At 65.3% G+C, this 12,419-nt stretch carries 15 protein-coding genes; 5 read left to right on the top strand and 10 right to left on the bottom strand.

The window, feature by feature from the left end:
* Nucleotide 1: 1 nt before the first annotated feature.
* The 3 genes from AKN84_RS36845 to fliI form a co-directional block, all read right to left on the bottom strand.
* On the bottom strand, nucleotides 2–547 hold the full coding sequence (locus AKN84_RS36845) for a sigma-70 family RNA polymerase sigma factor (protein WP_050425319.1): 546 nt from the start codon (nucleotides 545–547) through the stop codon (nucleotides 2–4).
* Between the two features lie 212 nt (nucleotides 548–759).
* Complete coding sequence (gene fliJ, locus AKN84_RS36840; RefSeq protein WP_021081901.1) at nucleotides 760–1,179, bottom strand: flagellar export protein FliJ; 420 nt, start codon at nucleotides 1,177–1,179, stop codon at nucleotides 760–762.
* A gap of 108 nt (nucleotides 1,180–1,287) precedes the next feature.
* On the bottom strand, nucleotides 1,288–2,613 hold the full coding sequence (fliI, locus tag AKN84_RS36835) for a flagellar protein export ATPase FliI (RefSeq protein WP_050425318.1): 1,326 nt from the start codon (nucleotides 2,611–2,613) through the stop codon (nucleotides 1,288–1,290).
* A gap of 367 nt (nucleotides 2,614–2,980) precedes the next feature.
* Here fliI and ctrA point away from each other — a divergent pair, with 367 nt between their 5' ends.
* Nucleotides 2,981–3,682, top strand: coding sequence for a response regulator transcription factor CtrA (gene ctrA / locus AKN84_RS36830; RefSeq protein ID WP_016848562.1), 702 nt, complete (start codon nucleotides 2,981–2,983; stop codon nucleotides 3,680–3,682).
* Between the two features lie 62 nt (nucleotides 3,683–3,744).
* Here the strand turns inward: ctrA and AKN84_RS36825 are convergent, their stop codons facing one another.
* The 3 genes from AKN84_RS36825 to AKN84_RS36815 are packed head-to-tail and all read right to left on the bottom strand — an operon-like array spanning nucleotide 3,745 to nucleotide 6,808.
* Complete coding sequence (locus AKN84_RS36825) at nucleotides 3,745–5,331, bottom strand: S53 family peptidase (RefSeq protein WP_050425317.1); 1,587 nt, start codon at nucleotides 5,329–5,331, stop codon at nucleotides 3,745–3,747.
* A gap of 10 nt (nucleotides 5,332–5,341) precedes the next feature.
* Nucleotides 5,342–6,529 (bottom strand): hypothetical protein, encoded by a 1,188-nt coding sequence (locus AKN84_RS47870; RefSeq protein ID WP_050425316.1) that lies wholly within the window; start codon nucleotides 6,527–6,529, stop codon nucleotides 5,342–5,344.
* Between the two features lie 21 nt (nucleotides 6,530–6,550).
* The gene (locus tag AKN84_RS36815) at nucleotides 6,551–6,808 is read right to left on the bottom strand and encodes a hypothetical protein (protein WP_128971487.1); all 258 of its coding nucleotides are present in this window, start codon (nucleotides 6,806–6,808) and stop codon (nucleotides 6,551–6,553) included.
* Nucleotides 6,809–7,127: 319 nt separating this feature from the next.
* On the opposite strand from AKN84_RS36815, the gene AKN84_RS36810 reads away from it, so the two are divergent.
* The 4 genes from AKN84_RS36810 (at nucleotide 7,128) to AKN84_RS36795 (ending at nucleotide 9,471) form a co-directional block, all read left to right on the top strand.
* A complete protein-coding gene (locus AKN84_RS36810) occupies nucleotides 7,128–7,532 on the top strand; it encodes a DUF350 domain-containing protein (protein ID WP_050425314.1) in 405 nt (134 codons plus the stop codon).
* A 16-nt stretch (nucleotides 7,533–7,548) separates the two neighbouring features.
* Nucleotides 7,549–7,965 carry a hypothetical protein gene (locus tag AKN84_RS36805; protein WP_050425313.1) on the top strand — a complete coding sequence of 139 codons (417 nt, stop codon included), beginning with the start codon at nucleotides 7,549–7,551 and terminating at the stop codon, nucleotides 7,963–7,965.
* Between the two features lie 96 nt (nucleotides 7,966–8,061).
* Entirely contained in the window at nucleotides 8,062–8,271 is a 210-nt protein-coding gene (locus AKN84_RS36800) for a hypothetical protein (protein WP_050425312.1), read from the top strand.
* A 42-nt stretch (nucleotides 8,272–8,313) separates the two neighbouring features.
* On the top strand, nucleotides 8,314–9,471 hold the full coding sequence (locus AKN84_RS36795; protein ID WP_050425311.1) for a glutathionylspermidine synthase family protein: 1,158 nt from the start codon (nucleotides 8,314–8,316) through the stop codon (nucleotides 9,469–9,471).
* A 175-nt stretch (nucleotides 9,472–9,646) separates the two neighbouring features.
* Here the strand turns inward: AKN84_RS36795 and AKN84_RS36790 are convergent, their stop codons facing one another.
* The 4 genes from AKN84_RS36790 to AKN84_RS36775 form a co-directional block, all read right to left on the bottom strand.
* Complete coding sequence (locus AKN84_RS36790) at nucleotides 9,647–10,516, bottom strand: CheR family methyltransferase (RefSeq protein ID WP_050425310.1); 870 nt, start codon at nucleotides 10,514–10,516, stop codon at nucleotides 9,647–9,649.
* Nucleotides 10,513–11,679 (bottom strand): protein-glutamate methylesterase/protein-glutamine glutaminase, encoded by a 1,167-nt coding sequence (locus tag AKN84_RS36785; RefSeq protein ID WP_050425309.1) that lies wholly within the window; start codon nucleotides 11,677–11,679, stop codon nucleotides 10,513–10,515. The genes AKN84_RS36790 and AKN84_RS36785 overlap by 4 nt, the downstream gene beginning before the upstream one ends.
* Before the next feature lie 75 nt (nucleotides 11,680–11,754).
* The gene (locus tag AKN84_RS36780) at nucleotides 11,755–12,120 is read right to left on the bottom strand and encodes a response regulator (protein WP_021081912.1); all 366 of its coding nucleotides are present in this window, start codon (nucleotides 12,118–12,120) and stop codon (nucleotides 11,755–11,757) included.
* A 64-nt stretch (nucleotides 12,121–12,184) separates the two neighbouring features.
* On the bottom strand, nucleotides 12,185–12,419 hold a 235-nt coding region (locus tag AKN84_RS36775), incomplete at its 5' end, for a chemotaxis protein CheW (RefSeq protein ID WP_193399712.1).

Below are 12,419 nucleotides of genomic sequence, written 5' to 3'. Positions count from 1 at the left end.
ATCAGAGTCCAAGACACTCCCGGATATCCATCAGGCTGCGGCGCAGCCAGGTCTTCACCGTATTCACCGGTGTCTCGAACTTTGCGGCGAGCTGCTCGCGGCTCCAGCCGTTGTAATAGGCGAGCAGCACGAGCTTCTGACGATCGGGCTCCAGGCGACCGACGCACTCCAGCAGCCGCTTCAACTCTTCCGTCATCTCCCGTCGCGCCAGCGGATCGGGCTGGTCGGCGGCGACTTCCATCGCGGCCGGCTCTTCTTCCAGCGAGGACTCGCCTCGCTTGCGCACCACATCGATGGCGCGGTTGCGCGCGATCGACGTCATCCACGTGATCGGGGAAGACAGGGCTGGGTTGAACTGCCCGGCGCTGTTCCAGATCTTGACGTAAGCCTCCTGAATGACCTCCTCGGCGAGGTCCTGTCGCCGCAAGATACGGAGCACCACGCCAAAGAGTTTCGCGCGGGTCGCGGCATACAGCCGCTCGAAGGCGGCCTCATCCCCCTTGGCGACGGCGGCGATCAGCCAGACGAGCTCAGCCGGCGTCAGCATTCAGCGCCCTCCAAGCCTGCATCCCCCATCGCCTCATTGCCACCGCGCCGCCGATCGTCCGGTCCGGACCGGTGGTAGCATATTTTGGAACAGCACGATCCGCCAAGTGGCTGACAAGAGGCCGGCACGTCGCGGGCTTGTGGACAGCGCCCAGCAAAAAGCCCGGGCGATCGGCCCGGGCTTGCAAGATGGTCAGCGGAGGGAGCTAGGGTTCAGGCGATGACGCCGAGACGGGCCCGCATCAGGCCGATCGAATCCATGTCGGCTTGCTCGCGAGCGCTCTCCTCCGCGCGTTCGCGCGCCTGGTCGCGCTCGTCGAGCAGCTCCACCTTCTTCAGCTCCTCGAAGGCTTCCGACAGCAGCGCCTTGGCGTCGTCGAGCTGGGCGCGCAACTCGTCGGCCGAGCGGGTCAGGTTCTCGCGGCGCTGGATCGCGGCCTTGGCATAGGTGGGATAGGCGAAGTGCGAGGGATCATTGATCCCGGCGCGCTCCTGCTCGGTCTGGATCTCGCGCTCGAGCTCGACTGACATGCGCTGGAAGTCGGCGATCATGCCTTCGATCTGGGTAACCCGACGGCGCTTTTCATCGACCTGAAATTTCTTCAGGCGGATCAGCGTTTCACGTGACTTCATCGACTCATACTCCCCAGAAGTCCCAAATCTGAACGCGGGACAGAGCCGGCTCCCCGCTGGGCCCCGCCGGCATAGCTATGGTGTGCCGGGGATGATGGCCTGACAAAGTTAGCGTTCCGTTTCCAAACCCGACAGGATTTGAGCAAGTTGCCGGTAGCCGTCGCCGAGGCTGGTCGCCTCGTCCTTGGCCTGGCGCAGATAGGCCTCGAGCGGCTCATGCAGCCGGATCGCCTCGTCGACCTCGGGGCTGGAACCCGGCCGGTAGGCGCCGAGCCGGATCAATTCCTCCATATCGGCATAGGTCGCCATCACCTGCCGCGCCTTGTTGATGAAGGGCAGGAAGTTGGGGTCGGCCGACTTCGGCATGGTGCGCGAGACCGACTTCAGGATGTTGACGGCGGGATAGCGGCCGCGCTCGGCGATCGCCCGCTGCATCACGATATGACCGTCGAGGATGCCGCGCACCGCGTCGGCGATCGGCTCATTGTGATCGTCGCCGTCGACCAGCACGGTGAAGATCGCGGTGATGGTGCCGGCGCCGGTGCCGGGCCCTGCCCGCTCCAACAGCTTCGGCAGTTCGGTGAACACGGTCGGCGTGTAGCCCTTGGCGGTCGGCGGCTCGCCCGCCGAGAGCCCGATCTCGCGCTGCGCCATCGCAAAGCGCGTCACCGAGTCCATCAGGCACAACACGTCCTTGTCCTCGTCGCGGAAATACTCCGCGATGGCCAGCGTGAGATAGGCCGCCTGGCGCCGCATCAGCGCCGGCTCGTCCGAGGTGGCGACCACCACGACCGAGCGCGCCAGCCCTTCCTCGCCGAGATCCTCCTGGAGGAATTCCTGCACCTCGCGGCCGCGTTCGCCGATCAGCCCAATCACCGAGATCGCGGCATCGACATTACGCGCCAGCATCGACAGCAGCACCGACTTGCCGACGCCGCTTCCAGCGAAGATGCCGAGCCGCTGGCCGCGGCAGCAGGTCAGGAAAGTATTGAGGCCGCGCACGCCGAGGTCGAGCGGCGGCCCGACCCGCTTGCGCGAATGCGCCGGCGGCGGCGAGTTGCGATAGGACATTGGCGAGGCGCCTTGCGGCAGCGGCCCCTTGCCGTCGATCGGTTCGCCCATCGCATTGACGACGCGGCCGAGCCAGGCGGGCGACGGCCGCACCTGGCTCGCCGCATTGGCGATGACGGCGCGGCAACCGCGCCTGACGCCTTCGAGTCCGCCGAACGGCATCACCACCGCGTTCTCGCCGGAGAAGCCGATCACCTCGGCCGGGATGAAGCGTCCGGCGCCGACGTCGATCACGATGCGCGCGCCGACCGACATCGCGTGAATGGGTCCGGCGATCTCGACCATCAGCCCGCGGACGCCGACGACACGGCCATAAATATTGACGCCGTCGATGTCGCCGATCTGCTCCGCGAGGGCCTTCATTGCGAAAACCTTAAGTTTCCGCGATTTTGCTCCAGCCGCTTAACTTCGTGTTTACCCGCATCATTAATCATTGCGTCACTGTCTTTGGTGACTGAGGTCGCTTGCCCATCAGAAGAAGGGCGAGTCGCGAGAGTCGGTTAGGCCCGTCTCTTAATGTGGAAACTGAACGAGCGCGGTTAGGAAAAGCTTCTTCTACGCAATATCTTAGGGCGATTCGACAAAAATTGCACGGTTAGAGCTTGCGTCGAGGAATCAGTTTTTGTTAACCATATCTCGTCAGGATCCGAATCAGTTGTTCAAAGGCGTTTTGTGAGTGCCGCAAGTGCGGCCGACCTGACGCCCGGAGCGGCGACTATAGGGGACTGGCATGCGCGTTTTGCTGATTGAAGATGATAGCGCCGTCGCGCAGTCGATCGAATTGATGCTCAAATCCGAGAGTTTCAACGTCTACACGACGGACCTCGGTGAAGAAGGCGTCGATCTCGGCAAGCTTTACGACTACGACATCATCCTGCTCGACCTCAACCTGCCCGACATGTCCGGCTACGACGTGCTCAAGCAGCTCCGGGTTTCGAAGATCAAGACTCCCATTCTGATCCTCTCCGGCCTCGCCGGCATCGAGGACAAGGTCAAGGGTCTCGGCGTCGGCGCCGACGACTACATGACCAAACCCTTCCACAAGGACGAGCTGGTCGCCCGCATCCACGCGATCGTGCGCCGCTCCAAGGGTCACGCCCAGTCGGTCATCCAGACCGGCGATCTCGTGGTTAACCTGGACACCAAGACGGTCGAGGTCGGCGGTCAGCGCGTGCACCTGACCGGCAAGGAATACCAGATGCTGGAGCTGCTCTCGCTCCGCAAGGGCACCACGCTCACCAAGGAAATGTTCCTCAATCACCTCTACGGCGGCATGGATGAGCCGGAGCTGAAGATCATCGACGTCTTCATCTGCAAGCTCCGCAAGAAGCTCGCCAACGCCTCCGAGGGCCGCAACTTCATCGAGACCGTGTGGGGCCGCGGCTACGTGCTGCGCGAGCCGCACGAGGCCGACGAGCGCATTCCCGCCTGACGCTTTCTGCAGCAAACCTCCTGAACCCCGCCGCAAATGGCGGGGTTTTTGTTTTTGGCAGTCTACGCCACCGGGACCGCGGCCAGCGCGGCGAGAACATCGGCGCCCCTGGGAACGCCGAGCCCGGTGCAGGCGCTCCAGCCGGGGCCGGCATCGTAGCCCTTGCCGCCGACGCGGTTGTTGCCCTGCTCGATCGCGCGGAAGGCGCCGGGATTGGCGTAAAGCGCCGCATTGAGGAAGCCGATCTGCTCGCCGCGCGTGGCGATCGCGATCGCGACCAGGGCGGCCCATAGCGGTGTCGCGGCGCTGGTCCCGCTCATCGCCATCGCCTGCCCGTTGACGATGATGCGGTAGCCCGGGCTCGCCGCGGCCGCGCAGGCGACGTCCGGGACGCCGCGCCGGATCGCGCCGTCGTTCTGCGACTTCGGCAGCGTCAGATGCGACTGATAATCGGGGACCGGAAACGCATCGCTGATGCCGCCGCCGGTGCCGACCGCGCCGGCGTTCCAGACCGCCTCCGCCGTGGCCGCCCCGTTGCCCGCGGCAAGCACCGGCTGCGTGCCGCCGCAGCTCGTCGCATAGGGGCTCGAGGCGGGAAACCAGACATGGACCTTGCCGTCGGTCAGGCCGCTGGTCGCAAGCTGATCGCCAGAGGCAAACAGCACGCTGACCCGCAGCCGCGCGGCATCGGCTAGCACCGCCTGCATCGCATCGCGCCCCGGCTCGGTCCAGAATTTCTCCGCGCTGCCCCAGCTGACCGAGATCACCTGCGGCGCATGCTGCTCATCGAACACCGCCTGATGGATCGCGTCGGTGAGACCGGCGGCGGAGTTCTCGGCAAAGTAGACCACGATCTTGGCCTTCGGCAGCAGGCCGGCGAGCACCTGGAGGTCGAGCGCGAGCTCCTGATCGGCGACATCGTTGGTGCCGAGACCGCTGTCGTTACCGGTCTGCGGCACATTGACGACGACCGGCGGCTGCCGGTTCATGCCGGTCAGCGCCATCGCGAGATCGCTCTGGAGATAGCCGCCGCCGAGCGCGACGATGCCGACGCAGATCGACGACACGTCGCGATCGAGCGGAATGCCGTAGAGGGCGGCGATGTCGGTCGGCCACAACCCGCTGTCGCTCCCCGTGTCGGCGCGGGCCTGCACAAGCGGCATCCTGGTCCGGAGCGGGCGCTGATCGAAACCGAGAATGGCGCGGGTCCATGGCGCGATCTCGGCCGGCACCGTCAGGCCGCCGACCCGCGCACGAAATTCGCGCTGGCCGTCACGATAGATGCGAAGCGTTGCGCCGAAGGTCTCGGCCATCTGCCTTGCGGTGCCTTCAAGCACGACGGTGCGCGCGACAACATCGGTGCCGAGGACGCTCAATCCCCGCTCCGCCGCCAATCGTGCGATCCGCGCGGCGGCGCGGGCATGGCTGCGGTGGCGCTGCGTTGCGAGCTGGTGCCGCGTGACCGGCTTGGCGAGCCGGGCCAGATCACCGGCGCTGCCCGGCTGAAACTCGTCCGGGGTCCGCCGCTTGACATAGACCACGATGGAGATCCGCTCGTTCGGATCGACATCGCCGACCAGCGTCGCGCCATCGGGCGCGGCGCGGTTGCTGCCCGCAAGCGGAATCCTGCGCTCGCGCGAGCCGGCCATCAGTGCGGTCTCACTTCCCGGCGCATGGCGTCGGCTGCACCGGACTTTGCGTATCGTCATAGGCGCAGAACGGGATCGACCACACGAAGTCCGCCGCTGTCGCGATCCGCGTGAGGCCGGGCTTGCCCTCGAAGATCGGCGGCTGGCTCGCGAACTTCCAGTACCATTCGGGCAGCAGCGGCCCGAGCGGAGCGACCGGACCATTCGGACCGAACGAGAGGAATCCGGCCTGCGACGCCGGCGTGCCGTCCGCCTTGAAGGCCGCGCGGCCGTGGCAGGTGATGCAGGACGACGTCGCGACGAAGCCGTCCTCGGTGACGGAATTGCCGACCCTGATGTCGAGCCCGACATTGTCGACGAAATCCACCTGCGACCCCTTCAGGCAGTAGTTGCTGTAAACGGGATCGATGTCCGCGCCCGACAGCATCGCCGCCAATGCGGGCGTCTTGACGCAATCCGGATAGCCCTGGCCGGCGGTCCGGTTCGACGGCACGAACGCGGTCTGCGCGCCGAAATTATCGCGGCAGCCGATGATGTCGCAGCGGCCCGGATTGAAGCGGTGCTCGAACGTCGCCCAGGTCCAGTTCGGCACCTGCTTGCTGATCACATGCATCGAGACCAGGGCGTACTGCACGCCGGCCGCGCTGTTGACGTGATAGAGCTGCGGCGCCTGCGCCGCCGTCACCTTGTTGTCGGTGAATTGCGGAATGTCGCTGACCGGCACCCAATTCCCCTTCACCTCGATCGAGTCGACCGGGAACGACAGTGTCTTGCCGAATGCGGCCTTCACGCCCGACAGCTTGTAGAGGTTGTTCTGGACGATGAAGTCGAACGTCGCCTTGTTGTGACGCGTTTCCTCCATCTGCCCTTGCGCTGCGCCCGGCGGCAGCGCCGGCAGCAATCCGCCGCTCTGCTGCACGCCTTCGCGCGCCACCTGCGGCAGGATCGGCGGACGCAGCGACGGCGGCGTCGCGGCCGCCGGAAACTGCGGATTGGGCTGGAACAGATCGGTATCGCTCGCCCAGGTCTCGAACGTCGAATTGCTGCCGCCGGCGCGGGTATTGGCCTGGATGAAGAGCTGCCAGGCGACCTGATCCGGCGCGGTCATCGCAAGATTCGGCGGCGACTGCGCCGCGGCCGGAACGGCAGGAAGCACAAACAGACCACAGACGAGCAGCGTGTCGATCGACCTTCTCATCTTTGCTCTCCACATTGAGGTTCAAGGATGGAAGCCGTCCCCCATCCAGCTCGCATAGAGATCGAGCGAGTCCTGGGACCATCGGTGACCGGGCGGCATGAAGCCGGACGACAGCGCGGCGAAGACGCGGCGTGCATTGGCGTGATCGGCAAAGTCATCATTGCCGGCCGGGTCGCCCATCCAGTCGGCGTCGCCGAGCCGAACGCCCTTTGGCGCCATGCAGGCGATGTCGCCCGGTCGAAACATCGGCAGGATGTCGTTGCCAAAACTGGTCGTCATCGGGATCACCGAGCCCATTCGCGACATGCACTTCTGGTTGCATATCGTATAGACGGCTATCGCAAGGGCCGCTGTGAAGCGGCTCACACCGGCGCAGCAATTTCCGGCGGCCGTCCGCACGCCGGTGCACAAGCCGGTGGCCGGATCGAACCTGAGCTTCGCGAACTGCGACCAATCAGCTATAGGATGACCATCTGGAGCATGATCCGGAAAAGTGCGAAGCGGTTTTCCGGAAAGATCATGCTCAAACAACGAGTAAAAGCGCGATGACGATTTAACCTGATCTCATCGCGCTTTTAGGGCTGTTCGGGCGCATCACATGATCCTGCAATCCCTCGCCGGCCTGCCGGCGTTCCTGGTCTATTTCTGCACGGCGCTGATCGCCGTGGTCGCCTACCTCTTCGTCTACACCCGCGTCACGCCGCATGACGAATTCCAGCTGATCCGCGACAACGATTCCGCGGCGGCGATTGCGCTGGGCCTCAGCCTGCTCGGCTTCGTGCTGCCGGTGGTCAGCGCGATCGCCCATTCCGCCAATGTGATCGACTGCCTGGTCTGGAGCATCATCGCGCTGATCGTGCAGATCATCGTCTATTACATCGTGAAGATCCCGGTGCCGAACCTGTCGGCGCGGATCGCCTCCGGCGAAATGGCGGCGGCGATCTGGCTCGGGCTGTCCTCACTGGCCGCAGGCGCGCTGAACGCGGCCTGCATGATCTACTGAGCCATCGAGCCAACCCATGGTGCGCAAACCCAACCCGGAATTCGGCAAGCGGCGACCGGTGGTGCCGGCGGTGCCGCCGCGGCCGGATCCGCCCTCCAAGCGCTCCAACCATGTCGCGCTGCTGATGATGGGCACGCTCGCGGTCGGCGGCGGCGCCTACGCGCTGATGCCACGGCAGAATTGCCAGCCGATTCCGCCGACACCGCCGGGCGTCACCGCGCCGGCCGTCCCGCAACCCGGCGCCGATTGCACGCAGCGCAGCTCGTCGTCCGGATCGGGCAGCAGCGGCGGCGGCTCGTCGCGCAGCAGCTTCTACAGCGGCAGCTCGTCGTCCGGCGGCTCCTCATCCTCGTCGAGCTCGTCGTCAAGCTCGTCGGTGAGCCGCGGCGGCTTCGGCTCGTTCGCGCATGCATTCGGCTTCGGCGGTGGCTGATGAGCACTTTGGCGTGTCGTCACGTGCTTTCACTTGCCCGGCGATCCGAGCTGATGGAAACTTGGCGCGGCTCCGCAGACGGCAGGGATCGCGCCGATGAAGCGTTCGCGCCGCGTCTGGCTGAAATTGATGGGAAGCGTCGCGATCGGCGCAGCGTCGATCGGCCTGACGCCAGGTCACGCCCGCAGTCATCACCACCATACGAGGCACGGAGAAAGGCGCAAGCCCGAGCAAGTGTACCCCTCCGGCGGCTTCGGCGATGCGCCGCGCGCGCTCGCTCGCGGCGAGCTCTCGCATGGCGGCTGACACGAGGCTGACACACATCTTCTGACAATCACGGTCCCCTTCATGCAACGCATCGCATGTCCCGAACGCGACGATTGGCAGGCGACCGCCGAAAGCGCCGGCTTCACGTTCCACACCATCGACGGTGAACGCTATTGGGACGAGCGCGCCTACTACGCCTTCACGCTCGACGAGATCGAGCGTGATATCGAGGCGCCGACCGGCGAGATCGATGCGATGTGCCTCGAGCTCGCCGGACGCGCGGTCAAGGACGAGCGCTATCTGCGCCGGCTCAGGATTCCGGAAGCATTCTGGGACCTGATCGCGGCGAGCTGGCGCCGCGAGGATCCAAGCCTCTACGGCCGGCTCGACCTCAAATTCAGCGGCAGCGGCCCGGCCAAGCTGCTCGAATACAATGCCGACACGCCGACCTCGATCTTCGAGGCGGCGGTGTTTCAATGGACCTGGCTCGAACAGGCGATCCAACGCAACATCATCCCGAAGCGCGCCGACCAGTTCAACTCGATCCACGAGCGGCTGATCGAGGCCTGGAAGACCATCGGCGCCAACCATCCGCTGCACCTCACCGGATTGACCGGCAATGCCGAGGACGCCGGCACGCTCGCCTATCTCGAGGACACCGCGGCGCAAGCCGGGCTGAAGACGACGCTGCTCGACATCGAGGAGATCGGGCTGCGCGATGATGGCCGGTTCGTCGACCTCGACGAAAGCCCGATCGCGCTCGCCTTCAAGCTCTATCCTTGGGAGTGGATGTTTCACGACGCGTTCGGCAAGAACCTCAGCTCCGCGCCGACACAATGGATCGAGCCGCCGTGGAAGGCGATCCTGTCCAACAAGGGCATCCTGCCGCTGTTGTGGGAGATGTTCCCAAACCACCCCAATCTGCTGCCGGCCTATTTCGACGACGACCCGCAGGCGGCGCAGCTCGGCACCTCCTTCGTGCGCAAGCCGATCTATTCGCGCGAGGGTGCCAATGTCGAACTGGTCAGCGCCGGCATCACGCTGGTCGCCGAGCAAGGCCCCTACGGCGCCGAAGGCTTCATCCGCCAGGCGCTGGCGCCGCTGCCGAATTTTTCCGGTCAGTATCCGGTGCTCGGAAGCTGGCTGGTCGACCACACGCCCTGCGGGCTCTCGATCCGCGAAGACGAAAATCCGATCACCGGCAACACCTCGCGCTTCCTGCCGCACGCGATTTTGTAGCTGGAACTGATTGAAGCGAACGCATCTCTCTCACCGTCATCCTGAGGAGCGCGTAGCGCGTCTCGAAGGATGCACGGCCCGGCCGGTGGCCGTGCATCCTTCGAGGCTCGCTTCGCTCGCACCTCAGGATGACGGGGAAGCAGTGAAGCTATTTTCTAGAGCAGAGGACTTGCCCTCACCGCGCCGCGGACGCAACCGCCTTCAGCACATGCGCGGCACCGGCGCGCGCGACCGGGGCGGTGCTGGGCTGGTAGAGCCCGCGGCGGTCGGGATAGGGCCTGAACAGGTTGGTGATGCCGACCACCGATTCCGCCGCGCCAAGCGCCAGCACGCCGTCGGGCTCGAGCATCCGGGACATCTTGCCGAAGATGCCCGCCTTGGTCTGCTGATCGAAATAGATCAGCACGTTGCGGCAGAAGATCACGTCGAAGGTGCCGAGATGCGAGATGTCCTGCAGCAGATTGAGCTGCCGGTGCTGCACCATGCCGCGGATGTCGGCGTTGAGCTGCCAGAGCTCGCCCTGCTGCGTGAAGTATTTCACCAGCAGCTGGATCGGCAGGCCGCGCTGCACCTCGAACTGGCTGAACAGGCCGGCCTTGGACTTTTCCAGCACCGCCTGCGACAGGTCGGTGGCGATGATCTCGACGCGCCAGCCGGCGAACAGCGCGGTCATCTCCTTCAGCAGCATCGCGATCGAATACGGCTCCTGCCCGGTCGACGATGCCGCGCACCAGATCCGCAGGCTGCGGCGTGCCGCGCGCGCCTGTGCCAGCGCCGGCAGCACCGCGTCCTTCAGATGATCGAACGGGATCTTGTCGCGAAAGAAAAAGGTCTCGTTGGTGGTCATCGCTTCGACCACCTCCGACGTCAGCTTCTCGGCGCCGCCCTTGATCCGCAGCACGAGTTCGGCAATCCCGGCAAGGTTCGACCGGCGCGCCAGCGGCAGCAAGCGGCTCTCGACGAGATATTGCTTGTCGCTCGACAGATCGAGCCCGGAACGTTCTTTCAGCAGCTTACGCAGATACTCGTAGTCCAGCGGCGTCACGAACGGTCTCCCGCAAACACCCGAACAAGCTTCGGTGCGATCTGATTGAGCGGCAGCACGGCGGCGCAGATTCCGGCATGGACCGCAGCACCGGGCATGCCCCACACTACGCTGGTGGCTTCGTCCTGGGCGATCACGCTGCCGCCGGCGGCGACGATGTCCTTGCCCCCGCGCATGCCGTCGGAGCCCATGCCGGTCAGGATCACCGACATGATGCTGCCCTGCCAGACATCGATCGCGGAGGTGAACATCGGGTCCACCGCGGGCTTGCAGAAATTGACCGGCGGCCCGTCGTCGAGCGCGATGGTGGCGTCGATACCGTGGCGAACGATGCGCATATGGCGCCCACCGGGTGCCAGATAGATCTGGCCCGGCTTGATGCTCTCGCCGTCGATCCCCTCATGCGCCGGCCGCTTGCTGGTGCGCGCCAGATGCTCGGCGAGAATGGTGGTGAAGGTCGGCGGCATGTGCTGGGTGATCAGCACCGGAACGCGATCGATCACCGGTCCGATCTCCGCAACCAGCGACATCAGCGCCTGCGGACCGCCGGTGGAGGACCCGATCAGAAGCACCTTCGGCTGCAGCAGACCGAACGAACGGCGTGCGATCTGGGCCGGCGCGGCGGGCGCAGCGGCGGGAGCCGGCGCACGCGGTCTGTCGTGACCGGGCGCGAGCGGCGGGCTCGCCGTGGTGTGCACGATGCTGCGCCGCGCCTTGGCGCCGAGGTGACGGATCTTCTGGATCAGGTCGTGGCGGAAGGTTTCGGCGGCGGTGGCCTCGCGCGTGCTCTCCGGCTTCGGAATGTAGTCGGACGCACCGAGCGAGAGCGCCTTCAGGCTGATCTCCGCGTTGCGGCGGGTCAGCGTGGAGGCCATGATGACGACGAGATCGCGCTTCTTGGCCAGCAGCTGCGGCAGCGCCGAGATGCCGTCAAGGTCGGGCATCTCGATATCGAGCACCGCGACGTCGGGATTGATGCGCTCGAGCTGGTTGACGGCGTCGAGGCCGGTGCGCAGCGAGGCCACCACCTCCATGTCGGGCTCGGCGCCGATCCAGCGCGAGATCATCCCGCGGATCACCACGGAATCGTCGACCACCATCACCCGCACCTTGTCGGACCAGGTCGATGTCGGAACCGCAGTATTTGTCAACGCAACACTCATGACTTCACCAGCGACGCAACACGACGCACAACAACCGTTGAGCCGAGGGCTTCTGCCGCCGGATCGAACGTAGATTTATATAAGCCCGACTTCCTGGAACTTCGCGGTGACGATGTCCCGGTCGAACGGCTTCATGATGTATTCGTTGGCACCGGCATGCAGCGCGCGTGCGATATGCGCGACGTCATTCTCGGTGGTGCAGAACACGACCTTGGGCTGATCGCCGCCGGGCATGCGGCGGAGATTGCCGAGAAACTCGTAGCCGTCCATGACAGGCATGTTCCAGTCGAGTAGCACGGCCTCGGGCATCGCGCGTTTGCAGGCCTCAAGCGCTTTCGCGCCGTCCTCAGCCTCGACGATCGTGAAATCGAGCCCTTCCAGGATACGGCGGGCGACCTTGCGAATGACGCTTGAGTCATCGACAACAAGACATGTTCTCATCTGCGACCTCACCTTCCTCATCCCCGGTGGGATGTTTCAGTTTCTTCAATTGCAGCGGCCGGTCTCAGGCCGCTTTGGCATCGGGCACCAGTTCGAGCACGCGATCGACATCGAGGACGACCATGAGCTGGCCGTCGAGGCGGTGGACGCCGCCGGCGAGCTTGGCCATGCGGGGATCGAGGTTGACCGGGTTGTCCTCGCGGCTGTCGTCGGGCAGCCGCAGCACCTCGCCGATCTGGTCGATCAGGAGACCATAGGACTCGCCGCGCTGGTCGACCCCGACCGCCATCGGCAGCTGG

The sequence above is a fragment of the Bradyrhizobium tropiciagri genome, assembly GCF_001189845.1.
GTDB classification, from domain to species: domain Bacteria; phylum Pseudomonadota; class Alphaproteobacteria; order Rhizobiales; family Xanthobacteraceae; genus Bradyrhizobium; species Bradyrhizobium tropiciagri.
Note: the sequence above shows the minus strand (reverse complement) of the source record. Positions and strands in the feature narration are given on the sequence as shown.